26 protein-coding genes are annotated in these 21,913 nt (G+C 69.6%); 14 read left to right on the top strand and 12 right to left on the bottom strand.

All coding sequences use genetic code 11. The features are described from left to right. Nucleotides 1–84: 84 nt before the first annotated feature. Nucleotides 85–486, bottom strand: coding sequence for a winged helix-turn-helix domain-containing protein (locus tag ABZU46_RS00555; protein ID WP_203174052.1), 402 nt, complete (start codon nt 484–486; stop codon nt 85–87). Nucleotides 487–857: 371 nt separating this feature from the next. On the opposite strand from ABZU46_RS00555, the gene ABZU46_RS00550 reads away from it, so the two are divergent. The 5 genes from ABZU46_RS00550 to ABZU46_RS00530 all read left to right on the top strand — a co-directional run bounded on the left by ABZU46_RS00550 (nt 858) and on the right by ABZU46_RS00530 (nt 4,695). After that, a complete protein-coding gene (locus ABZU46_RS00550; RefSeq protein ID WP_354853671.1) occupies nt 858–1,076 on the top strand; it encodes a flavin reductase in 219 nt (72 codons plus the stop codon). Beyond that, nucleotides 1,073–1,246, top strand: a complete 174-nt coding sequence (locus tag ABZU46_RS00545; RefSeq protein WP_354853668.1) for a hypothetical protein — start codon at nt 1,073–1,075, stop codon at nt 1,244–1,246. Before ABZU46_RS00550 ends, ABZU46_RS00545 begins: the two co-directional genes overlap by 4 nt. Nucleotides 1,247–1,713: 467 nt before the next feature. Continuing rightward, nucleotides 1,714–2,841 (top strand): VCBS repeat-containing protein, encoded by a 1,128-nt coding sequence (locus ABZU46_RS00540; protein ID WP_354853665.1) that lies wholly within the window; start codon nt 1,714–1,716, stop codon nt 2,839–2,841. 259 nt (nt 2,842–3,100) lie between these two features. After that, nucleotides 3,101–3,574 carry a hypothetical protein gene (locus ABZU46_RS00535; protein ID WP_354853663.1) on the top strand — a complete coding sequence of 158 codons (474 nt, stop codon included), beginning with the start codon at nt 3,101–3,103 and terminating at the stop codon, nt 3,572–3,574. A gap of 479 nt (nt 3,575–4,053) precedes the next feature. Then, nucleotides 4,054–4,695, top strand: coding sequence for a hypothetical protein (locus tag ABZU46_RS00530; RefSeq protein WP_354853660.1), 642 nt, complete (start codon nt 4,054–4,056; stop codon nt 4,693–4,695). A gap of 387 nt (nt 4,696–5,082) precedes the next feature. On the opposite strand, the gene ABZU46_RS00525 is transcribed toward ABZU46_RS00530, so the two are convergent. Continuing rightward, nucleotides 5,083–5,646, bottom strand: a complete 564-nt coding sequence (locus ABZU46_RS00525; protein WP_354853657.1) for a helix-turn-helix domain-containing protein — start codon at nt 5,644–5,646, stop codon at nt 5,083–5,085. Nucleotides 5,647–6,053: 407 nt separating this feature from the next. On the opposite strand from ABZU46_RS00525, the gene ABZU46_RS00520 reads away from it, so the two are divergent. Both ABZU46_RS00520 and ABZU46_RS00515 read left to right on the top strand, forming a co-directional pair. Beyond that, nucleotides 6,054–6,329 carry a type II toxin-antitoxin system prevent-host-death family antitoxin gene (locus ABZU46_RS00520; protein ID WP_354853654.1) on the top strand — a complete coding sequence of 92 codons (276 nt, stop codon included), beginning with the start codon at nt 6,054–6,056 and terminating at the stop codon, nt 6,327–6,329. Then, nucleotides 6,326–6,583, top strand: a complete 258-nt coding sequence (locus ABZU46_RS00515) for a Txe/YoeB family addiction module toxin (RefSeq protein WP_354853651.1) — start codon at nt 6,326–6,328, stop codon at nt 6,581–6,583. The genes ABZU46_RS00520 and ABZU46_RS00515 overlap by 4 nt, the downstream gene beginning before the upstream one ends. 11 nt (nt 6,584–6,594) lie before the next feature. Here the strand turns inward: ABZU46_RS00515 and ABZU46_RS00510 are convergent, their stop codons facing one another. Genes ABZU46_RS00510 through ABZU46_RS00490 form a run of 5 tightly spaced genes read right to left on the bottom strand, consistent with a single transcriptional unit; the run spans nt 6,595 to nt 10,649 of the window. Next, on the bottom strand, nt 6,595–7,167 hold the full coding sequence (locus tag ABZU46_RS00510) for a hypothetical protein (RefSeq protein ID WP_354853648.1): 573 nt from the start codon (nt 7,165–7,167) through the stop codon (nt 6,595–6,597). Beyond that, a complete protein-coding gene (locus tag ABZU46_RS00505) occupies nt 7,164–8,486 on the bottom strand; it encodes a hypothetical protein (RefSeq protein WP_354853645.1) in 1,323 nt (440 codons plus the stop codon). The genes ABZU46_RS00510 and ABZU46_RS00505 overlap by 4 nt, the downstream gene beginning before the upstream one ends. Beyond that, nucleotides 8,483–9,283 (bottom strand): ATP-binding cassette domain-containing protein, encoded by an 801-nt coding sequence (locus tag ABZU46_RS00500; RefSeq protein WP_354853642.1) that lies wholly within the window; start codon nt 9,281–9,283, stop codon nt 8,483–8,485. The genes ABZU46_RS00505 and ABZU46_RS00500 overlap by 4 nt, the downstream gene beginning before the upstream one ends. Before the next feature lie 11 nt (nt 9,284–9,294). Next, nucleotides 9,295–10,101 (bottom strand): hypothetical protein, encoded by an 807-nt coding sequence (locus tag ABZU46_RS00495; protein ID WP_354853639.1) that lies wholly within the window; start codon nt 10,099–10,101, stop codon nt 9,295–9,297. Beyond that, nucleotides 10,098–10,649 (bottom strand): sigma-70 family RNA polymerase sigma factor, encoded by a 552-nt coding sequence (locus tag ABZU46_RS00490; protein WP_354853636.1) that lies wholly within the window; start codon nt 10,647–10,649, stop codon nt 10,098–10,100. The genes ABZU46_RS00495 and ABZU46_RS00490 overlap by 4 nt, the downstream gene beginning before the upstream one ends. Nucleotides 10,650–10,982: 333 nt before the next feature. Here ABZU46_RS00490 and argS point away from each other — a divergent pair, with 333 nt between their 5' ends. Both argS and ABZU46_RS00480 read left to right on the top strand, forming a co-directional pair. After that, nucleotides 10,983–12,701 carry an arginine--tRNA ligase gene (argS, locus tag ABZU46_RS00485; protein ID WP_354853634.1) on the top strand — a complete coding sequence of 573 codons (1,719 nt, stop codon included), beginning with the start codon at nt 10,983–10,985 and terminating at the stop codon, nt 12,699–12,701. A gap of 21 nt (nt 12,702–12,722) precedes the next feature. Next, nucleotides 12,723–13,592 (top strand): IclR family transcriptional regulator, encoded by an 870-nt coding sequence (locus tag ABZU46_RS00480; protein ID WP_354853631.1) that lies wholly within the window; start codon nt 12,723–12,725, stop codon nt 13,590–13,592. A gap of 96 nt (nt 13,593–13,688) precedes the next feature. Here the strand turns inward: ABZU46_RS00480 and ABZU46_RS00475 are convergent, their stop codons facing one another. Further along, nucleotides 13,689–13,922, bottom strand: coding sequence for a hypothetical protein (locus ABZU46_RS00475; protein WP_354853629.1), 234 nt, complete (start codon nt 13,920–13,922; stop codon nt 13,689–13,691). Between ABZU46_RS00475 and ABZU46_RS00470 the strand changes: the two genes are divergently transcribed. Then, nucleotides 13,915–15,351: an extracellular solute-binding protein gene (locus ABZU46_RS00470; RefSeq protein WP_354853626.1), complete on the top strand. Its 1,437-nt coding sequence runs from the start codon at nt 13,915–13,917 to the stop codon at nt 15,349–15,351. The genes ABZU46_RS00475 and ABZU46_RS00470 overlap by 8 nt on opposite strands. Nucleotides 15,352–15,476: 125 nt before the next feature. Next, nucleotides 15,477–17,381: an ABC transporter permease subunit gene (locus tag ABZU46_RS00465; protein ID WP_354853624.1), complete on the top strand. Its 1,905-nt coding sequence runs from the start codon at nt 15,477–15,479 to the stop codon at nt 17,379–17,381. Between the two features lie 39 nt (nt 17,382–17,420). Here ABZU46_RS00465 and ABZU46_RS00460 read toward each other — a convergent pair whose 3' ends face one another. Next, nucleotides 17,421–17,555 carry a hypothetical protein gene (locus ABZU46_RS00460; RefSeq protein ID WP_354853621.1) on the bottom strand — a complete coding sequence of 45 codons (135 nt, stop codon included), beginning with the start codon at nt 17,553–17,555 and terminating at the stop codon, nt 17,421–17,423. Continuing rightward, a complete protein-coding gene (locus ABZU46_RS00455; RefSeq protein ID WP_354853618.1) occupies nt 17,545–18,189 on the bottom strand; it encodes a TetR/AcrR family transcriptional regulator in 645 nt (214 codons plus the stop codon). The genes ABZU46_RS00460 and ABZU46_RS00455 overlap by 11 nt, the downstream gene beginning before the upstream one ends. 57 nt (nt 18,190–18,246) lie before the next feature. Here ABZU46_RS00455 and ABZU46_RS00450 point away from each other — a divergent pair, with 57 nt between their 5' ends. The 3 genes from ABZU46_RS00450 to ABZU46_RS00440 are packed head-to-tail and all read left to right on the top strand — an operon-like array spanning nt 18,247 to nt 19,825. Next, nucleotides 18,247–18,540 carry a hypothetical protein gene (locus ABZU46_RS00450; protein WP_354853615.1) on the top strand — a complete coding sequence of 98 codons (294 nt, stop codon included), beginning with the start codon at nt 18,247–18,249 and terminating at the stop codon, nt 18,538–18,540. Beyond that, complete coding sequence (locus ABZU46_RS00445; protein ID WP_354853612.1) at nt 18,540–19,421, top strand: methyltransferase domain-containing protein; 882 nt, start codon at nt 18,540–18,542, stop codon at nt 19,419–19,421. The genes ABZU46_RS00450 and ABZU46_RS00445 overlap by 1 nt, the downstream gene beginning before the upstream one ends. Further along, entirely contained in the window at nt 19,421–19,825 is a 405-nt protein-coding gene (locus tag ABZU46_RS00440; RefSeq protein ID WP_354853609.1) for a hypothetical protein, read from the top strand. The genes ABZU46_RS00445 and ABZU46_RS00440 overlap by 1 nt, the downstream gene beginning before the upstream one ends. A gap of 7 nt (nt 19,826–19,832) precedes the next feature. Here the strand turns inward: ABZU46_RS00440 and ABZU46_RS00435 are convergent, their stop codons facing one another. Continuing rightward, the gene (locus ABZU46_RS00435) at nt 19,833–20,729 is read right to left on the bottom strand and encodes a helix-turn-helix domain-containing GNAT family N-acetyltransferase (RefSeq protein WP_354853606.1); all 897 of its coding nucleotides are present in this window, start codon (nt 20,727–20,729) and stop codon (nt 19,833–19,835) included. A 10-nt stretch (nt 20,730–20,739) separates the two neighbouring features. Then, entirely contained in the window at nt 20,740–21,903 is a 1,164-nt protein-coding gene (locus ABZU46_RS00430) for a low temperature requirement protein A (RefSeq protein ID WP_354853603.1), read from the bottom strand. Between the last annotated feature and the right edge of the window lie 10 nt (nt 21,904–21,913).

Here is a 21,913-nt window from a genome sequence, read left to right as displayed (position 1 = left end):
CGCGGGCTGGCACCGGTTGGCAGCGGTCGACAACTTGGGACCGCATCCCCCCCCAACGGGGGTCGCTAACGGCTGCGGCAGGGGTCAGCGACCAACGCGGATCCGGACGGCGGCATACACCTCGCGTGAGCCGTCGGCCCGGAAAATCACGATGACCGGGATGCCCTCACCGATCTCCAGCTCGCGCCGTTCGGCGGGGGTGGGCATCCGAGCGGTAGCGGTGTCGCCCTTGAGGAGGGTCACCGTTTCGGTCGGCTCGTCGGCGCGGACGAACGTTCCGCGCGGTGGTTCCACGATCACGAGCCCTTCCGACCGGAGTAGCGCTACAGCCTGTCGGACGCTCGTGCGGCTCAGCCCGTACTCCTGAGCCAGCCGCAGCTCGCTGGGAAGCGAGGCACCGGGCGCAAGGTCACCAGACGCGATCCGGTCTCGCAGAAGGTCTGCGAGCTGCCGGAACACGGCGCGATCCGCGCTGGGGTCGATCACGAATGTGACGCTACGTGGCCAACAGTTCTACATCTTATTGTATCTACAGTCCTACATCGTTACAGTGATATGAGCTGGGACAACAGTCGGCGACCGGCTCCACCTGCCCGTGAGATCGAAGAACGCCCGAGGGGAGACCCGGTGCCTCGCGTGTCGTACGAGGAGTACTTAGTGGCCGTCGCGCTAACCCTGGCAAGGCGGCACCGGCCGGTCTGGTCATGGCAGCGATGGCGGAAGGTCTGCCGATGCGGGGGCGAGTTGCCCTGCCATACGAGGCATCGAATCCCGATCAACCGGGGTCACTGGCCCTCAGAGGGCAGCTGGCTATCCGCTCCGTCATCGGAACCGCCGGCCGAGCGGGGGGAGCCGAAGTGACGAACCACCTCCCGATCACGCCGGCCTGGACCTGCGGCGGCTGCGATGCCGACTGGCCCTGCCACACCCGCCGTCGAGAGATGCGAGCGGAGTACGACGAGGCCTCCGTGTCACTCGCCCTCTACCTGGCTGCCCAGCTCGTCGACGCAGCCCAGGACCTGGCCCACGTCCGCGCCGGCCTCCTACACCACCGCTTCCTCGGCTGGATTCGATGAGCATCCTGCGACCCGGCGACGAGAAGTTCCACTACAGCGACGGCTCCCACAAGTGGATCCCGCCAAACCCGGACTACGACCAGGAGATCTGGGACGAGCAGGTCCGCCAGCACAAGCATGGCCACCTCAGGAACGGACGCCCCAAGGTCCGCATCCAGCGCCTCGTCTGATGCCAGCAGTACAGCAGCGAAGTACAGCAACCGTGCCAGCCGAACCAAGCCGCGAAGCACCCCAGCAGCCCGGATGACCTCGAACCACACCGCAGAAGGCCGGCTCGCCGGCAATCCATAGGTTCAAGGTTGGAGTCCCTGGCGGCCCACTCCTCCGCAGTCCCGCGGTCCCGTCCGGGGCCGCTGTTGCCATGATCGGGGCCGGTAGAGCAGCGAAGTGCAGCAGTAGGCTCAGCGGTCGAGCGCCTTGCCGAGCCGCTTGAGCGCCGCCACGCTTCTCAAGCTGACAATGCTGGTTCGGTTCCCGTCAGCCGCTCCACAGGAGAGACCGTGTGCGGGACTCCATCCGACCGGGCCTCGTTGTGGGCGTTAGCACAGGCTTAACCCGGCCTTATCCCACCGTGCGCGAGGCTGGCCCCTGCCCAGGTCGGGGACGGACCGGCCCGGTCTACACGGGAGGATCACGTATGCGAATTCGTACCCTCGGGGTGCCCGCTCTGGTCGTCGCCCTGCTGACGGCCGTCACCCCGACCGCCGCCACCGCCGGGACCGCCAACTTCGGCCCGCTGGTCGACGTGGCGACGGGCGCCGTCCCGGGCGCCATGGCCACCGGCGACCTCGACGGCGACGCGCGGCCCGACCTGGCGGTCGCGCACACGGACGCGGACCGGATCTCGATCCTGCTCAGCCGGGGGGCGACCGGCTTCCGGACCGGGACCGTGGTGGCCCTTGGAGGCGCGCCCCACTCGGTCGCGCTCGCCGACGTCGACGGTGACGGCCGGCGGGACCTGGTCGCCACGATCGTCGACATCGAGCTCGATCAGGTGGTGGTCGCCCTCGGTCGAGGCAACGGCCGGTTCCGGGCGCCTCGGGTGATCGACCTGGCCCCGAACAGCATCCCCCGGAACCTGGTCTCGGCTGACCTCGACGGCGACCGGGACATCGACCTGGCGCTGACCCTCGCCGGGCGAGAACAGGTCCAGGTGCTGCGCAATGACGGACGGGGCCGGTTCACACCGGGGGCGACTCTAGCGGCCGAGCCGACTGCCAACAACGGGCTGGCCGGGGCGGACCTCAACGGGGACGGCCACACCGACCTGGTGGCGACCGGCCAAGGCTACGGCCGGTTGGTGACCTGGTTGAACGCGGGCGACGGCACCTTCGCACCCGGGGTGTGGCACGAACTACCGAATCCCCGCAGCCCGGCCGTGCTCGCCGACTTCAACACCGACGGTCGGGTCGACGCGCTCGTACCGGGATCCGAGTGGGGCGACGCCCTTTACCTCGCGGGCAACGGCGACGGCACCTTCACCAACGAGCGCGCGCTCATCTTCGGGCAAGGTGAGCGGACCGCCGCCAGCGGCGACTTCGATGGCGACGGCAGCGCGGATCTCGCGTTCGGCGGTGGCTATTACGGCGTGCTGGTGGTGCTCGGTAACGGGGATGGCACCTTCCAGACTCCGGCCACCTTGGCGACGCCCGGTATCCCCGGCGCACCCGTGGTGGACGAATTCACCGGGGACGGGCGGGACGACATCGTCGTGCCAAACTCCAACGGCCTGAGCGACAGCCTCTGGTTCGTCCCGGCCATCTGAACCCTCGGCCCGGGAGGCAGCAGACTCGGACGAAGCGCCCGGGATCCTCCGGGCGCTTCGGTCATTTCAGCAAACTTGGCCAGGTGCGGCGGGCAGGTCGAGGTCGACCAGGAGCGTACGACGGCTGAAGTCGCTCGCGCTGGTAGCTTGACGCGTCCTGCGAGAAGTCGAGTCTGTCCGTGCCCAGGATGTTGCTGCGTAGGTTGGTCGCGGTGGTGACCGTGCTCGCCTGCGGACCTCTGACCTATCGAACGCAACGTTGGAAGCGCTGCGCATCACCGCCGACCGGCTTTGCAGCGAGTACCCGTACATGTCGTCCGATCAGCTCCGCGTCGAGGGGCGAGCTTGGTTGCGTCGGATCACTGCGCTGATGGATCGCCGGCTTACGCTCGCTCAGCACCAGGAGGTGCTGACCCTTGCAGGATGGGTCGCGTTGCTCGTTGGCTGCGTCGAGTACGACATGGGGCTACGCCGCATTGCTGAGGGAACGCGCAAGGCGGCATTGACGCTCGGCGAGGAGGCGGGAAACACCGCTGTCTCCGGATGGGCTTACGAGATGCGAGCCTGGTACGCGCTGACGCAGGGCGACTATCGAGGTGTCGTAGCGGCGGCGGAGGCTGGCGAGTCGATCGCGGCCAACAGCAGTGCCGCCCTGCAGCTCGCCGGCCAGCGTGCCAAGGCGTGGGCTCGACTCGGCGACAGGCGGCAAGTTGCGTCGGGCGCTGGAGGGTGACCGCAAGTCGATGCCGTCTCTCTTGATGTGCTCCTGGGAGTTGGCGACGCTAATGCAGGAGCGGTACCCGAACGAGCCGGAGGCTCTGTCGTACTTGGACGAGGTGCGAAGCCTTAGCCCGAGCTGACGTCGGGTTCGCTCTCGCTGTGGCCTAGTTCGGAACCCTTGATGTCTCTCGGCGTTTCGCACAAGCTTTGTGCGTCGGTTGTGCCGAATCTGTGCCCGATGATCTCTTCGATGCTCACACGGTTCCCCACTCTCATCCCATGAGATCACCCGATCCCGAGAATATTCCCGCTGAGCGAAGGGTCATTACCCACCTCGCATTGTTGCAACCACCTAATACTATGTACTCATTACTGAATTGTCGGCAAGAATGAGAGCTTAGTCAATTGGCGGTATACCAGCGCGTGCGAAGTAGGATCAGACCTCTACTGCCAACCTCCGAGAAAGTCGCTACGGCTTTCTCGAAGACAAACATGAGCGAGGAATCGTTCCTGTTTTTTGTCTCGGCGATGCGTGACAATAAGCTTAGCCATGAGAAGAAGGTGGGGAGGCACAGCTTTTCCTTAGTGCTGGTGGTTTGCGCCTTCGAGCTTCTGGCGCGTGGTATGGTATCAGAGGTTTCCGTTTTGGGTGTTAAGATAGAAAACCTATTCGTCGCCACGCTCTTTCTGCCAACGCTTGCCGCTTATTTTTTTAACAACGTCGTAGTCTCTCGATTCGAAGCTCAAATGCTGTCCGACGCTTTGGGTTGGGTCATCGCCAGAAGATACCCAACCTTGTACAGCACTGGCCTATACGCCTTGCCGGTTGCGGGTGACTCCTGGATGTCGTCCGGCCCGCTGGACGGCATACTTGATTCGAAATGGTTGACAAGGACCGCTTCCGCCGTCTTCTCCGTCTACGCTGTAGTAATCGGCCTTGGCTCTATCGCATTCGCTATATACGCCAACGTCCGGCTCTTTTTCCTGCCCGGCAGCAACCACTATTTGATTGTCGCCTCAATTCTTATGACTACCTTTTTCCTAGCAGTTGGCATAACGCGAGCGGTCCTTTTCTCCGATGCGTGGGGGATTGCACGTCAAACCACCACCGATGCAGATTCCCCATCTTCGTAAATACTCGATCAAATGCCTACACCTCGCCATCCCGTCTGCCGCCGACCCGCCCTCCTGGGGAGCGGGCCACCGCCCGGTCCGCCACGTCAAGCGGACCTTGACGCACGTACGGGACGCTGGCGGGCTGGGCGGCGGGCTGCTCGGCTCGCCCGGGTCGACGGCTGGCGGGATGGGCCCTGCGCAACCACCCATGGACCGCGACCCGCCGGCGGACCCCCGGCCATCTCGGAGTCGTTGCGCCCCCGCCGGAGGCGCGGTAACCGCGACCGGCCCGCCGCCGCGAACCGCCGTAGCGGACCCGGCGTGCCCTTCCCTGCGCCGCGCCGATCGGGCGCGGTGCCCGGCCGGCTGCCGGCCCACGAACACCAACCACCCTCGGCACCACCGTCAGCGGCGGCCCCCGGGCATCCCGCTCTCCGCGCCAGCCGCCGGGCGTTCTGCGTGGCCGGAGTCGGAGCGCCAGCGAAGCGACGGACTCGCGCCCAGGCGGCGGCGCGTGCGGCCCGTCTCGGGCCGCCTTGAAGACGTACAGAGCCGTTCCCGCTCGATCCCGACCCGGCGGGTGGAATGAACGCGCAGGTGATCGGCGAGCTTGCGGATGCTCCAGCGGGTGAACGGTCGCCCCAGTTTCTCGGGGCGGGTGTTGGCCGTCTCGACGATGAACTGTTCCTCGTCAGGACTGATCTGGCGGGGACGGCCACCCGCCCACTGAGGGTCCAGGCTGGCCATCCCCATCTCGTTGAACCGGTGGATGACCTGCCGAATCGTGTCCTCGTCGGCCTGGACCAAGCGGGCGATCGCCGGCACCGTGTTCCCGCCGGCAGACGCGAGCACGACCATCGCCCGTCGCAGTCGGATCGGTGAACCGGTTCCCCGGCGGGTGATTCTGAGCAGCTGCTGACCTTCCTGATCACTCAGCCGCCGCACGCGTACAAGATCCGCCACCGCCACAGCCTGACCGCTGCGGCGCCGCCCGGCCGATAGGCCGGACGGCGTGTCACCCAACACCGTGAACGTTCGTGGTCACGGCACTAGCGACGGCCGGCAAGATCGTCGGGCACAACGCGGGCACAACTGACACCAACAAGTGCCGTCAACCGCTGTAAGGCAACGGAAGGCTTCGCCGAGGTCAGCCGACCGATCTCTCCGATAGGACATGGTCGATGCCAGGCGAGAGGGGTTCAGGGTTCGAGTCCCTGGCGGCCCACTCTTCCGCAGCTCAGCCAGCCCTTGACAGGTCTCTCGTCTTGGTGCGCGTGGCCTGTAGCAGCTAAGTACACCAGCAGCCGGCCACGCACGTGCATGGCGCGACCATTCCACCCGAGGTACAGTTTTCTGTACTTGCCCTGGAGGTGGTCATGCGGACCGTGAACTTCACCCAGCTTCGACAGAACCTGGCCGCCGAACTCGACAGCGTCATCAACGACGCGGAGGAAGTAGTGGTGACCCGGTCCGGACACGAGCCCGTGGTGATCGTGCCACTTGCGGAGTACGAGTCGATGAAGGAGACCGAGTACCTCCTTCGCAACCCGGCCAACGCCGCAGCCCTGCGCCGCTCGATGGCAGAGCTTGAGAAGGGCGACGCGGTCGAGCGGGACCTGATCGACCCGGCCACCGTCCGGGACATCGCGTGAGGCTGGTCTTCACCGCGACGGCCTGGAACCAGTACCTCAGCCACACCGACCGCAAGTTGGTCAAACGCATCAACGATCTCATCGCGGACGTGATGCGCAACGGATACGAGGGCATCGGCAAGCCGGAACCCCTTCGAGGAGAGCTGTCCGGCTTCTGGTCCCGCCGGATCGATCGCGAACACCGGCTGGTGTATCGGGTCACCAAGGACGACGTCGAGATCATCGCCTGCCGGTACCACTACGTCGACCGGTAGCGGACGGCCAGTCACTCGCGTCGGGCGGCTCCGCGCATCGCGTACGTCACCAGGCCGGTGACCGCCAGGACGGTTGCGACCGCCGCCGCCGGTCGGCTGGTGTGGGGTTGTCCCTGCCAGGTGGCGAGCGCGCCCCACGTGCTCGGCTGGGGGAACATCGCGGCGACGACCGCCCACCCCATCGGAAGGAACCAGGCGCGGGCCGCGCCTACGACCGCCGCGCAGAGGGCGGTCAGGCCGAGCAGGCCGGCGGAGTCGCGAACCACCAGCGCGGCGGGGCCGAAACGGGCGCCGGTTAGTTGGGTGGCGAGCAGCACGACGAGTACGACCGCCAGAGCGGCCAGCAGGTGCACGGCTCGGCGCCACGGCCAGTGCAGTGCGGCAGTGCGTTCCAGGTCTTCGTCCGGGGCGGCCAGCGTGGTCGACAGGACCGCCACCATCAGCATGACCGTCAGTACGACGAGCAGGAGGATGGCGTCGCGCTCCTTCGAGAGGGTCAGCCACAGCGCCCAGATCAGCGCTGCGGCGCCGACGGACGCGGCCAGTGCCAGGGGTACGCGTCGTGCGCGCAGGTGGAGGGTCATCGCGACAGCAGTCCGGTGGTGTCCCGGCAGGCCAGGATCGCGTCGCGGACCGCCGTCACGCGGGCGATCGCCTCCGGTGCCGGTAGCTTCTGCAGGCCCTGCCACAGGGTGACCGCCTCGGCGTTGAGCTGCGGATCCTCCTCGATCATCTCGGGGATCACGCCGACGTCGGAGACCGGCTCGCGGCCGAGCAGGTGGTAGGCGGCTGCTCGTTCGACCGCGGCGTTGCGCTCGCATTCCCCGTTGCCGTACCCGGTGCCCAGGCCGAAGACCATCTCGGGGACCACGGCGTCGGGGTGGGCCAGGCCGCCGTGGTCGTCGATCCGGACGTCGATCGTGACGATGTCGGCGTCGCGGGCGGGCGCGTCCCCGAGGAATAAGGCCCGCCTGTCCTCGTGCGCCTGCGTGGGGGCGTTCGGCATTTTCGCGAGGACGGACATGCCCTGGCGGGCGAGTGGGGTCAGCGCGTCCAGCACGTTCGCGTGGACGCGGGTGACGCAGACCTTCGGCGCGTCGTCGGTGCAGACGAGTTCGCGGGCGACGGGGTCGACAGGTGCGACGAGGGCTGCGTCGTCGCGGGGGACGATCGCCGCCGCGGCGCCGAAGCCGAGCAGCACCGGCAGCACGGCGGCCACCGAGGCCCGTCGGCCCCCGGCGACCAGCAGGAGTACGCCGGTCAGCGCGAGCCCGCCCATGAAGAGGGCGAGCACGGCGGTGACCCGCGGGTCGATGGTCTGGAACGGGTAGAACGGGGTGCTGCCGTAGGCGGGCGACAGGATCGCGCCCATCCAGTCGGGCCGCATGATCACGGTGAAGAAGACCAGCAACACACCTGCCACGGCGAGCACGGGTGCGGTCACCAGAGTGGGCAGCAGCCGCCCGATGCCCAGGCCGAGCCAGGCCGCCGCGACGAGGCAGAGCGCGCCGACCAGCGTGATGGCGACGACGTCCGGCGGGAAGTAGGCGGCGGTCGACGCGATCCGCATGCCGCCCGCGGCGACCACGAGCAGGAAGGCGAGCCCGACCGAGGATCCCATCGCGACGAGGACCGGCAGCATCCGGCGGATGCGGGACCGGGGTGTGGTGGCGAACAGTTCGCCGACCTTGGCCCGGTGCTCGCGGCGGCCCTGCCACGCTCCGGCGGCCAGGGCGATCGGCCACAGCAGGATCATGTACTCCTTCACGGTCAGCGTGAGGGACATCCAGCCCTCCGACCAGCGCCCCGGGGCGATGTAGAGGGCGGCGACGCCGACCGCCAACGCGAGCAGGGCGGCGCCGGCCGCGGCGGAGCGCCGCAGTTCGATCCTCAGGACACTCATCGGGCGGCCTCCGCGTGGTGGCGGCGGAGCAGGGCCGAGTAGCCGCGTTCGGCGGGGCTGTCGCCCGGGTGGTGTTCGTCGCCCTGGGTGGCCAGGGCGGCGGGCGTGCCCTGCCAGACCAGCCGACCCTCGTTGATCAGCACGACCTCGGTGCAGGCGGCGACCACGTCCTCGACGAGGTGGGTGGAGACCAGTACGCAGGCGTCCGTACCCAGGTCGCGCAGCAGCTCGCGCAGGTCGAGGCGCTGTTCGGGGTCGAGGCCGACGGTCGGCTCGTCCAGCAGCAGCACCTGCGGGTCGTTGACGATGGCCTGGGCGACGCCGGCCCGGCGCAGCATCCCGCCGGAGAGTGTCCGGAGGCGGGCGTCGGCCTTGGCGCTGAGTCCCACGCGGTCGATCGCGCGCTGCGTGGCCGCCGGGATGTCGGGCTTCGGCATCTCCTTCAACCAGGCCAGGTACGACACGAACTCGCGCACCGTGAACCGCGGGTAGTAGCCGAAGTGCTGCGGCAGGTAGCCCAGCGCGCGCCGGGCCTGGCGCAGGTCGGCGCGGCCGTCGACCGAGCTGCCGAGCAGGGTGAGCCGACCTCCGGCCGGCTTGAGCACGGTGGCGAGGGCACGCATCAACGTCGTCTTGCCCGCGCCGTTGCGCCCCAGGAGGCCGTGCACGCCGGTGCCCAGGCTCAGGTCGAGCCCGTCGACGGCCAGGTGGCGGCCGGCCCGCACCTTCAGCGCCTCGGCGTGAATGGCCCAGGGGTGGATGGTGGTGGCCGTTTCGGCCGTACTCACCGCTCGCATGGTGGTTCCTTTCAGAACGAGGTGAGGCGCCGGAAGCTGTTGGCGCGCAGGAGGGTCAGGGCGGCCAGCACGACAGTGACGACGGCCCACCCGCCGGTGGCCGCCGGTTCCAGGAGCACCGGCAGTTCGGCGGTGGCGAGGCTGGGCGCGACCACGGCGGCGGCCCAGGCCACCATCAGGCCGATCGCGGCGCGGTGAACGCCGACGAGGGAGCCGAGCAGCAGCGTGGCGGCGGTGAAGGCCAGGCACGGCAGGAGCATCAGCGCGGGGTTCGCCCGGCTGGCGCCGAGGGCGGCGAACGCGGCGAGCACCGGGATGACGAGGACGAGCACCACTGCGGTACGGCGCAACAGCATCGTCAGACCGGCCGACGGGGTGCCGACGATCAGCTCCCAGGCCGGGTCGGCGCGTCTGCTCCAGGCAGCCGCGACCCCGGGCAGCGGCGCCAGGGGCGCGAGCAGCAACACGATCGACGGCAACTCGGACAGGAAGTACGTGAGCAGGGCCGCGGTGCCGAGCACGCCGGCGGTCATGGCGACCCACGGCAGCAGCGCCGCCACGAACCAGCGCTGCCGCACCGGCGTACGGAAGAAGGCCCTGGACCGTGGGGCGGGGCCGGCGGCGATCCCACGGTCGACGGCTGCCGCGACCTCGGCGACCAGGGCGCGCGACTCGGCCGTGGTGCTGCCGGCCAGGCGGGCGCGGCAGTCGGCGCAGTTCTCCAGGTGCACCTCGATCGACCAGACGGTCGCCTCGTCGAGGCCGGGATCGAAGTCGGCGTAGCGGTCGATGTCATTCAGGGTGGGATGCGTGGTCATGACAGGGCCTCCCGCAGGACGATCCGGGCGCGGCGGATCCGGGACTTGACGGTGTTCTCGGGTACGCCCAGCAGCACGGACGTCTCGCGGACGGTGAAGCCGTCGAGGACGGTGGCGCGCAGCACCGCGCGGACCTCGGGCGCCAGCACGGCGAGGGCCTGTTCGAGTTCCTGCCCGACCCGGCCGGCCAGCACCTCGTCCTCGGCGGCGGGCACGACCGTCTCGACCGGGTGTACCTGCGGCGTCCGGGCCTGCCGGGAGCGACGCCGGAACGCGTCGACCAGGCGGTGCGCGGCGATGGTCCACAACCAGCCGACGGCGCTGCCGCTGACCTGGTCGCCGGCGAAGCTGCCGGCCGCCCGCCAGAGGGTCAGGTAGGTCTCCTGGAGGACGTCGGCGACCACATCGGGGTCGGCGCACCGACGCCGCAGCCGCACCTCCAGCCAGGGTGCGGTGCGCCGGTAGAGCTCGTCGAAGGCCCGCCGGTCACCGTGGGCCACGCGACGTACGAGTTCCTGCTCGTCGGCCGCGTCCAGACTTCGTCTCACATCAGGTAAGACGACGACCCCCTCGTGATCGGGTCCCGCATCGGTGTGACCGCCGTCACCAACGCCGGCCCGGTCGGACGTCAATGGCGTTGCACGGCCACGGGTCCGCTGGTTAGGTTGACGCCATGTCCAGCTCGTACGCGTCCCCGACGGCGTCCCCCGACGTCCTGTTCGGCGCGCTGCGACGCCGGCGGTCCTGCGACCGCCCGCGCTGAGCATCCCTCACCTGCGACCGGCGGATCGAGCCGCCGGTCGTCACCGATCGTCCTCGGTCCGCCCGCATCCCCTTCCGGTGATCCGCGAGCGGCGGATCCGAGCGAGATCGGCGTACCCATGGATCTGGAAAAGCTGCTGACCGACCGGCTGGCGCCGGCGTTCGCGACGGTGGCCGGCGTACCGGTCGACCCGGTCGTGCGGCGGTCTCCGCGCGCGGACTTACAGTCCGACGCGGCGCTGGCGTTGGCCCGGCGGCTCGGCCGGCCGCCGCGCGACGTCGCCGCCGAGGTGCTGCAGTACGCCGACCTGGCCGACGTGTGCAGTGTCGCCGAGGTGTCCGGGCCGGGCTTTCTCAACCTGACCGTCGCCGACGCGGTCCTGGCCGGGCTGGTGTCCGCGCTCGCCACCGACCCGCGGCTGGGTGTGCCGGTGGCCGCCGAGCCGGAGACCGTGGTCATCGACTACTCGGCGCCGAACGTGGCGAAGGAGATGCACGTCGGGCACCTGCGCTCGACGGTGATCGGCGACGCGGCGGCCCGGCTGCTGGAGTGGCTGGGGCACCGGGTGCTGCGGGCCAATCACCTGGGCGACTGGGGCACGCCCTTCGGCATGCTGATCGAGCATCTGGCCGATCTGGGCGAGGCCGAGGCCGCACACGAGCTGTCCATGGGGGACCTGGACTCGTTCTACAAGGCGGCTCGGGCGAAGTTCGACGCCGACGAGGCGTTCGCCGAGCGGTCCCGGCTGCGGGTGGTGGCCCTGCAGGGCGGCGATCCGGTGACGCTGCGGCTGTGGCGGCTGCTGGTGGAGCAGTCCGAGCGGTACTTCCTGACCGTGTACGACAGGCTCGACGTGACCCTCACCGAGCGGGACTTCCACGGCGAGAGCAGCTACAACGACCTGCTCGCCCCGGTGGTCGAGGACCTGGGTCGGCTCGGCCTGCTGCGCGAGAGCGACGGGGCGGCCTGCGTGTTCCCGCCCGGCTCGGTGGGCCGGGGCGGCGAGCCGCTGCCGCTGATCGTCCGCAAGTCCGACGGCGGGTACGGGTACGCGGCGACCGACCTGGCGGCGATCCGGCAGCGGACCGACGCGCTGGGCGCGACCCGACTGCTCTACGTGGTCGGGCTGCCGCAACGGCGGCACTTCGAGATGGTGTACGCCGTCGCCGCACAGGCCGGTTGGCTGTCCCCGCCGGCCCGGGCCGAGCATGTCGGGTTCGGCTCGATCCTCGGGTCGGACGGGCGGATGCTGCGCAGCCGGGCCGGCGGGTCGGTGAAGCTGGTCGGGCTGCTGGAGGAGGCGATCGCGAGGGCCACCGCGCTGGCCCGGGACCGGAACCCGGAACTGGGCGAGGCTGAGGCGGCCGAGGTGGGCCGGGCGGTCGGCATCGGCGCGATCAAGTACGCCGACCTGTCCAACGACCGGCACCGGGACTACGTGCTCGACTGGGAGCGGATGCTGTCCCTGGACGGCAACACCGCGCCCTACCTCCAGTACGCGTACTCCCGGATCCAGTCGATCTTTCGGCGGGCCGGGGTGGCGGCCCGGCCGGAAGCGGCCGTCTCGCTGGCCGAGCCGGCGGAGCGGGCGCTGGCCTTCGAACTGGTCGGCTTCGGCCGGGTGGTCGGCGAGGTGGCGGAGGACCTGGAGTTCCATCACCTCGCCGGCTACCTGTACCGGCTGGCCGCGGCGTTCAGCGCGTTCTACGAACGGTGTCCGGTGCTGCGGGCCGAGGGGCCCGTCCGGGACAGCCGGCTGGTGCTCTGTGACCTGACCGCCCGGGTGCTCCGGCAGGGCCTGCACCTGCTCGGCATCCGGACCCCCGAACGCATGTGAACGCCCCCTTACTGCTCCGCCATGGCCATGGCGCTCGGGGCTGACGTGGCTATCCTCTTCAGGTGCTGGTCCGTGTGGAGATCGTTGGCACGAGTCCGGCACTGCGAAGGGACCTTCGACATGCCCCGTGTGGTACCGGCAGTCATCCGCGCGCTTGACGTCCTCGAACTGTTCCTGGATTGCCCCCAACTGTCGGCCCGCCAGGTGATGGAGCGGCTCGACCTGCCCCGCACCACAGTCCACGAGCTGCTCGTGACGCTTGAGGCTCGCTCGTACCTGATCTCCGTACCGGGCCAGCCGGTGCAGTACCGGCTCGGCATGCCGCTGTTCCAGCTGGGCGCGGCGTTCGCGGGCCGGCTTGATCTGGTACGCGAGGCGCAGGGCGTCGCGCGGGACGTGGCCGCCAGGTGTGACGAGGCGGTTCATGTGGCGGTGCTCGACGGCGCCGATGTCATCTACCTCGTCAAGTTCGACAGCACGCACCCCGTTCGGATGGTTTCCGGAGTCGGGCTGCGGCTGCCGGCCCACTGCACGGCGGTCGGCAAGGTACTGCTGTCGGCCCTCGATCAGGCGGACCTGGACGCCGTCCTGTCGAAGGATCCGCTGCCGGGGATGACGCCGGACAGCATCACCGACCCGGACCTTCTCCGTGAGCATCTCGAAGGTGTCCGGGCGGAGGGTGTCGCGGTCGACGTCGGCGAGTCGGACAGCGCGATGCGCTGCGTCGCGGCGGCGATCCGGGACCATTCCGGTGCCGTCATCGCCGCGATGAGCCTGTCCGCGCCGATCATCCGCTGGACGCCTGAGGTGCAGGTGGAGTGGACCGGGCTGGTTCGGGAGGGCGCGGCCGCGCTGTCGGCTCGGATGGGCTACCGGGCCCAGTCTCGATAGCCGACCTCCCGCTTTCGGGTCGAAACAGCATCGAAACATTGACATTACTCAGTGCACTGCTCTAGCGTCGCGACCACTCGATCCGGTATATCGAACCTAGTTCGAAATCTCGAACGGCGGTGGTCCCGTGACCCGACCGAACTGGAACGTCAGCGCCACCATCTCGGCCCGGTCGCCGATCGCCTCAACCTCGTCGCGCTGCCCGACGTGCGGCACCCGAAATGTCGCGAGTGGCCCGGGCGAAGCGTGGAACCCAACCATCGCGGTGTCCGCCAGGTGAGCCTTCGGCGTGCAGCCGTACGCGGGGAAATGAAGGAGGCGAATGTCCATGGAAGAAAAGCCGGCGTGGTCTCGGCGCGGCTTTCTGGGGGTGGGGGTGGGTGTGCTCGGCGCGACCGGCCTGGCCGCGTGCGGGGGCAGCTCCGAATCGCCCAGCAAGGTGCAGCCGGACGTTCCACAGGAGCTGATCGACGCCGCGTCGTCGATGAAGGGCTCCTCGATGGGGATGCTGTCGCAGAAGCTGTACTCGACGGCGGCGAACGAGGCACTCGACAGCTCGGTCAAGAAGTTCGCCGACACCACCGGAACGAAGATCGAGAACAGTCTGGTCCAGGCCGACGCCGGTGACGTGGTGGCCAAGATCGATGCCGAGGTCAAGGGCGGGGTGGCGCGCGACCTGGCGTTCATGACCGACTCACGGTTCGTCGCGCAGTTCCAGGCGCTGGGCGACCTGGAGGACGTGACGGACGTCGTCCAGGCATTGACCGCCAAGTACGGCCAACCCTCCGCCGAGGCCACGAACTTCTGCGTCTTCGACGGCAGGTGGTTCGCGATCCCCTACCACTTCATCGGGATCGGATCGTTCCTGCGCAAGGACTGGATGCAGGACAAGGGCATCACGCCCAAGGACATCTACAGCTGGGAAGAGCTGCGGGACGTCTGCCTGGAGATCTCCGATCCGGGCAAGCGCCGGTTCGGCTGGGGCATGACGGTGAACCGGTCCGGTGACGCCAACGGCATGATCGAGGCGCTGATCAACGCGTACGGCGGGTCGATCGCCTCCAACGACGGCCGGAAGGTCACGTTCGACTCCCCCGAGACGGTGCAGGCGGTGACCTTCCTGGGCGACATCTACACCAATCCCAAGTACAAGCCGATGCTGCCGCCGGGGATCGCGAGCTGGACCGACACCAGCAACAACGAGAACTGGCTCGCGGGAATCCTCGGTTACACCCGCAACCAGTTCAGCGTCTACGCGGACTCCCGGACCAAGAAGAACCCGGTGTACGCGAAGACCCACGTGTTCTCCGACTGCATCGGGCCGGCGACCAACAATCCCCTGCTGCTCGGCCAGTCGCAGGGCTTCGTCGTCTTCAAGGGCGCCAAGAACCCCGGGCTCGCCAAGCTCCTGGCGCAGTACCTGGTCAGCGCGCCCGCGCTGCTCGGGGTGGCGAAGGAGGCGCCCGGCCTGGTGATGCCCGCCTGGGAGAAGGTCTGGGACGCGGACCCGTTCTTCACCAGCGGCGACCCGGCGTTCCCCATGCTGCGCAAGATCACCCAGTTGCAGTTGCCGCTGAACACGAAGAACGGCCTGGCCTTCCCGCAGAAGGCCAGCGCCGGCCAGCAGGCCGTCGGCGCGGCCTACGTCCTCACCGACATGATGCAGCAGGTCGTGCAGGGCGCGGCGCCGGCGCAGGCCGTGACGGCCGCCCACGCGAAGATGGTGCAGATCTTCAACCAGCAGGGGCTGCCGCAGTGAGGTCGGTCCGTCCCGCGCGGGCCCCGGCGGCGAGGAAGTCCCCGCCGCCGGGACCCGGCTCTCTCACGGCTACCCAGCGGCGGCTGGGGCGTGACTGGCGACTGGCGGCGCTGTTCCTCGCGCCCATGGCCATACTGGTCGGCGGGCTCGTCCTCGTGCCGATCGCTCGATCGATCGTCACCAGCAGCACGGAACGGCACGGGCAGGACACCGTGTTCGTCGGCCTGGACAACTACCTCCACCTCGTCGGCGACGACCAGTTCCACACGGGCGTGGTGAACTCGTTCGTCTTCACCGCGTACGCCGAGATCTTCAAGGTGGTGCTCGGGCTGGCCGCGGCCCTGCTGCTGCACCACCGGCGCCGCGGCCGCGCGGTGCTGGCGGGGTTGCTGCTGGTGCCGTGGGTGGTGCCGACGGTGGTGACGGCGTTCAGTTGGCGCGCGCTGCTCGACCCCATCTTCGGCAGCGTCAACACCCTGCTCACCGCCACCGGGATCGGGCCGCTGCTGGCCAGCGCGCACCTGGTGGACAGCTGGCCGGCGGGCTGGCTGTCCGACCCGTCGCTGGCCATGCCGTCGGTGATCCTCGTCAACGTCTGGAAGGGGGTGCCGTTCTTCACCGTGTGTTTCCTGGCCGGGTTGAAGGCCATCCCGGCGGACCTCTACGAGGCGGCGACCATCGACGGGGCCTCGTCGTTGCAGCGGTTCGTCAACGTGACGCTGCCCGGACTCCGTCACGTGATCACCGTGACGGTGACCCTGTCGTCGATCTGGACGTTCAACAACTTCGACCTCGTCTGGTTGCTGACCCAGGGTGGCCCGGGTGACGTGACCGCGCCGTACGTGCTCGTCGCGTACTCGAAGGCGATCTTGCAGTTGCAGTACGGCGCGGGCGCGGCGGTCACGCTCGTCATGCTGCCGGTCATCGGCGGGCTGGTGTTCGTCCTGGTCCGGCTGTTGCGCCAGGACTCGGGGGCGAAACTGCCCCGACCACGCCGCGCAGCGCGGTGGGTCGGTACGCGGTGGACCGCGACGGCGCGCAGGGCCCTGCCGTGGGTCGTCGCGGCGGTGGTCACCGGCCTGCTGGCCTGGGCGTCGCCACAGATCTTCTGGAAGGCGGCGGTGGTCCTCGGGGTGATCCTGCTGATCGCCGCGGCGGTCGGCCGGGTGGTCTCGACCCTCCAGTCGCGCGGCGGGCGCCGGGCGTCGTCTGTGGTGTCGGGACTGGGATCCGGTGTCGCGCTGGCCGGGCTGCTCTTCTTCGTGCTGGGCCCGCTGTACTGGATCGCCGTCACGGCCTTCAAGTCCGAGGGCCAGGTCGTGATGCGGACCGACGACCTGTGGCCGACGCCGTGGACCACGGAGCAGTTCAGCGGACTCTTCGCCAACCAGCCCTTCGGTCGCTGGTACCTCAACACCCTGCTGGTGTCCGCGGCGTCCACGGCGGTGGCGCTGGTCTGCGCCGCCCTGGCGGGCTACGCGCTGGCCCGGCTGCGGTTCCGCGGCGCGCAGGGCTTCACCGTCACGGTCCTGCTCACCTACGTGATGCCGGGCGCGCTGCTGTTCATCCCGCTGTACCAGATGCTCATCGGCGCGCGGCTCACCGACTCGTTGTGGTCGCTGGTGGTGACGTACCCGACCTTCACGCTGCCGTTCGCCACCTGGCTGCTGGTGGGGTACTTCTCGTCGATCCCCGTCGAGCTGGAGGAGGCCGCGCTGGTCGACGGTTGCAGCCGCGTCCAGGCGTTCGGCCGGGTGGTGCTGCCCCTGGCCAAGCCGGGGCTGCTGGCGGTCGCGCTCTTCACCCTGACCAACGCCTGGAACGAATTCCTCTTCGCCTTCGTGTTCATCACGAAGGACGAGTACAAGACGCTGCCGGTGGGGATGCAGTCGATGATCGCCGGTGACGTCGTACCGCAGGGACAACTCGCCGCGGCGTCGCTGCTCGTCAGCATCCCCGTGGTGATCATGTACGCCCTCGGGCAGCGCTTCCTCACCGAAGGGCTCACCGCCGGCGCGGTGAAGGGCTGACCGGGTACGTCGAGTCGCGAGCGCAAGCGCGGACGTGCATCAGGTGTAGGCGAGCAGGAAGTCCACGGTGCCCGTACCGCCCGGCTGGCCGGGTGGGGTCTGGAGAGCGGTCGGTAGCACCACGCTGTCGCGCAGAATCCGGACGCCGGAACGGATGTGACCGCTACTCGGCACCGGCGATGGTGGCGCCACTGACGGTGTCCACGTACCACCTCTGGTACCGCTCCAGCGACCATCCGCGTTGCCGGACGAGCCAGTCGAAGTTACGGACGTCCTGAGCCAGCCAGAGGATGTCGGCCACCTGATCGACGTCCAGGTCGGGGCGGAGGCCCCCCGTGCCGACGAGTTCGGCGGCGAACATGGCCATGCCCCGGCGGCGCTCGTCGATGTTCTTGCGCCAGATCTCGGCGGCGTCCGGATCGGCCGTGGCTGCTCCGGCCAGCGCGAGCATCACCTGGACCTGTCGGGCGTTGACCTCGGCCAGATGGCGGGCATAGCGGACGAGTTTGGCGCGAGGGTCGGCGAGCGCGCGGATCTCGGCCACGAAGGGCCGGTCCGGCAGGGCCACCGGTTCGTCGTCGCCGGCCAGGGTGACGTCGACCAACTGGGAGAGCAGGTGCCGCTTGCTGCCGAACACCGCGTACAGGGTCTGGACCGCGACGCCGGCTTCCGCGGCGACCGCGGTCAGCGGGGTGGCCGCATACCCGGGGTCGACGAACAGGCGGCCGGCCGCTTCGAGGATTGCTCGCCGGGTCTGTCGGGCCTGCTCCTGTCGGCGGGAAGAGTCGTAGATTCGCTTGACAACCACCGGTCGAGTGTAGTGCTCTATTGGATAGAGGCTCACTCTATCGAGAGGCGGCGGCCGATGCCGTTCGGTGTGTTGCAGGAGATGCCCGGCGTCAGTGAGGCGGAATACCGGCAGGTGGAGCGGCACCTCGGGCCGGACCGGCCACCAGGGCTCCTCGCCCATGTCTCCGGACCGACCGAGGACGGCTGGCGGATCATCAACATCTGGCAGGACGAAGCGGCGTTCCGCCAGTTCCAGTCGGAGCGACTGGTCCGCGCCGCGGGCTTGGCGGCGCAGGAGGACGGCTTCGACCCGACGAAGGCAGCCAACTTCCGGTCGGTGAGCGTCGACGGCGCCGAGATGCCGTTCTGATGGCCGACACCGCCGCCCTACGCTCCCGCAATGCCGCCTTCTGGGCGGGAGCGGCGGCCGGCTGGATCCGCCACGCCGACCGGCAGGACGAGACCGGCCGACCGCTGGGCGCGGCGGCAATGGATCGACTGGCCGCACGGCCCGCCGAACGGATTCTTGACGTGGGCTGCGGCTGCGGCGGCACCACGGCCGAGCTCGCCAGGGCGGTCGGCGAGACCGGCGCGGCGGTCGGCGTCGACATCGCCGAGGCGATGGTGACCGCAGCCCGCCAGCGGTTCCCGGACATTCGGTTCCACGTGGCCGACATCGAGACTCTCGATGTCGTGCCGGGGGCGCCGTTCGACGCGGCGTTCTCGCGCATGACCCTGATGTTGCTGGCGGATCCGGTCGCCGGCTGCGCCACGATCCGACGATCCCTGCGCCCGGGCGGACGCCTCGCCGCGACCGTCTTCCGCGACGGCGGCGTCAACCCGTGGCTGTCCGCCGCGATGCTCGGCGCAGCACCGCACCTCGGGCCGCTACCACCGCTACCGGTAGGTGACGAGCCCGGTCCGTTCTCCTTCGCCGACCCGGCGAGGCTCGTCCGAGTCCTCACCAGGGCCGGCTGGACCGCCGTCACGATCACGCCGTACGACGTCGAACTGGACGCCCCGGACGACGCCGACGCGGTTGCCGAATGGCTCATCGAGGTCGGCCCCGCCGGTGCCGCGTACCGGGCTGCCCCGCTGGCTAAGCAGGTTTCGGCCCGGGCAGGGGCGGTCCGGCTGCTCGACCGGTTTCGCGAACCTGGCGTCGGCTACCGACTGCCCACCGGCCTGTGGCTCGTCACCGCGATCGCCGGGGCTGACCACCAACAACAACCAGGTCAGGACGAGAATTGATGATGAGAAGCAATCGCTTGATCGCGCCAGCCCTCTGTCTTGTGTTCGCCCTGACGGCATGCACTAACGCCGACGCGCCCGAGCCCGGGGCTGCGGCGCCGGGCACCCCGGCAGCACCCGATGCCGCGCCCAGCGCGGCCGGATCCGCTCCGGCCCGCGGCTCGAATCCGGTGTCGGCGAAGGAGGTGTGTGCCTACCTGGACGGCCAGTTGCCGACGCTGAAGGGGATCGGGTCCGAGACGGGCGCGATGGCCAACCTGACCGTGAACCTCTATTCCTGGTACGAGAAACAGGGCCCCGTGCCGAACGGCCGTCAGATCGACGACCAGACCCGTCAGGAATGCCCGGCGATCCGGACCGAGGTGCTGGAGCTCGCCGGGATGGAGAGCTTCGAACGGCTGTAGCCACTACTTACTGCCCGAGCTGCTTCTCGAACCAGTGGTGGGCGTAGCGCTCGGTGTTGTACGGCTCGATCTCCCGGTAACCGGCCGCGTGGTACATGGCGATCGCCTCGGTGAGGTTGCGGTTGGTGTCCAGCCGGACCGTGCTCACGCCTCGGTCGGCGGCGTACCGTTCCAGCTCGCTCAGCAGCCGTCGCCCGATGCCCAGCCCGCGGACGCTGTCCGCCACCCAGACACGCTTGATCTCGGCGGGTGCGTCGCGGTGGAGTTTGACGGCGCCGCAGCCGACGGGCTCGGTGTTGAGGGTGGCGAGCAGGAGCACGCCGGCGGGCGGGGCGATCTCCTCGTCGTGGATCGGCTTGCTCAGTGCCGGGTCGAACCCGTCGTCGAACCGCCGCCCGATGTCCCGGGCGTAGGCCCGCAGGCACGCCCGGGCCCGCGGATCGCTCGGTGGGCACGGTGCGATGACCACCATCGACCCGATGAGCAGGCGTTCGACCTCGGCCATGGCGGCGACGAGTCGTTCGCGGCGTCGCTCGGTGAGCGGTTGGAGGATCGAGGCGGCGAGTTCGTCGGACCGCTCGTCGAGTTCGGCCCATTCCGTACGGCCGGCGTCGGTGAGCTGGGCGACGCGTACCCGGCCGTCGCCGCCGGCCTGGCCGGCCGGGCCCACGGTGACCAGCCCGTCGTTCTCCAGGGTGCGCAGGAGTCGGCTGAGGTATCCGGAGTCCAGGCCGAGCCGTGCGCGTAACGCCGCGACCTCGGCGCCGGCGGGGCCGATCTCCCAGAGCAGGCGAGCCTGCCCGAGGGGTCGGCCCTGCGCCATGTACTCGTCGTCGAGCGCACCCACCCGCTGGGTGACAGTCCGGTTGAACCGCCGCACTGCGGCGATGAGCGCGGAGTCCATCTGCCTGACTTTAGTCAGCAGATCTGCGCCGGCGATAGGTGAAGGGGGCGGCGTGGTCCAGGACCGCCACCACGAGCACCACGCCGGTGGCGACCGCGCTGATCGCCAGCAGCGGCAGCCGCAGGGCGGCCGCCGCGCCGGCCAGCACGAGCAGCGCGCCAACCCGAGGCCAGGACAACCGCCGGTGGATGGCCAGCGAGAACAGGATCCGGCCGACGAGGAACAGCGTGGGTCCGCCCAGGATGACCGCGACAGCCCTCATGTCGCCGACCTCGGAGGGATGAGCGATGCTCAGCTCGGCCCCGACGGCCGTGACCACTATGCCGGCGATCATCACGAGGTGCAGGTATCCGGTGACGACACCGAGCCGGGACGGGTCGGCGCGCTCGATGGCCGAGCCCAGCTGCCGGCCGGCGGGGGTCACGTAGAGCAGACCGATCAGCACAGCCGTGGCGAAGACCAGCAGGAAGGCGGCGGTCTCGGCGAGGTCGAGGCGGGTGCCGGCGTACGAGAGCCCGGCGGCCAGGACGAGTTCGCCGAGCGCGATGATCATGATTTGCTGGTAGCGCTCGGCGAAGTGCGCGCCAGCGAGGCGCAACTCCTGCTGACGGGCGCGACCCAGCCTCGGCGTGGGCCAGCCGAGCCGTGGGCCGGTCACGTCGATCGCGAGGGCGAGCACCCAGAGCGGCACCCGCCATTGCGGCAGGAACGCGCCCGCCAGCCACGGCACGGCGGTGACCGTGTACCAGCAGAGGATCCGCAGCGCCCGGCGCTGCCGTGGATGACCGCGCAGCATCGAGGCGGTGACCACGCCCCGGACGAGATGGACCGCGACGTACGCGCCGGCGAAGAGCACCCCCCGCTCCTCGAGCGCCTGCGGGATCGCCACCCCGGCCAGCAGGCTGCCCAGCGTGGCGACGACCAGCACCACGCGGATGGCCGGGGTCTCCGGGTCGTACCAGTCGGCGCTCCAGGTGGTGGTCACCCAGATCCACCAGACGCCGGCCAGCAGCAGAGCGGTGTGCAGCGCGCCGGCCAGCGTGAGGTCGTGCAGCAGGTGCGCGGCCGACTGGCTGAGGGCGAGCACGAACGCCAGGTCGAAGAAGAGCTCCAGGAACGAGGCGCTCAGCGGCGCGTCGCTTGTCCGCAACAGCCGCTCGGGCCTGCTCGCCATCGGCGCTCCT

The organism is Micromonospora sp. NPDC005197 (assembly GCF_040608295.1).
Lineage (GTDB): Bacteria > Actinomycetota > Actinomycetes > Mycobacteriales > Micromonosporaceae > Micromonospora.
This window is presented reverse-complemented; position numbering and strand designations above follow the sequence as displayed.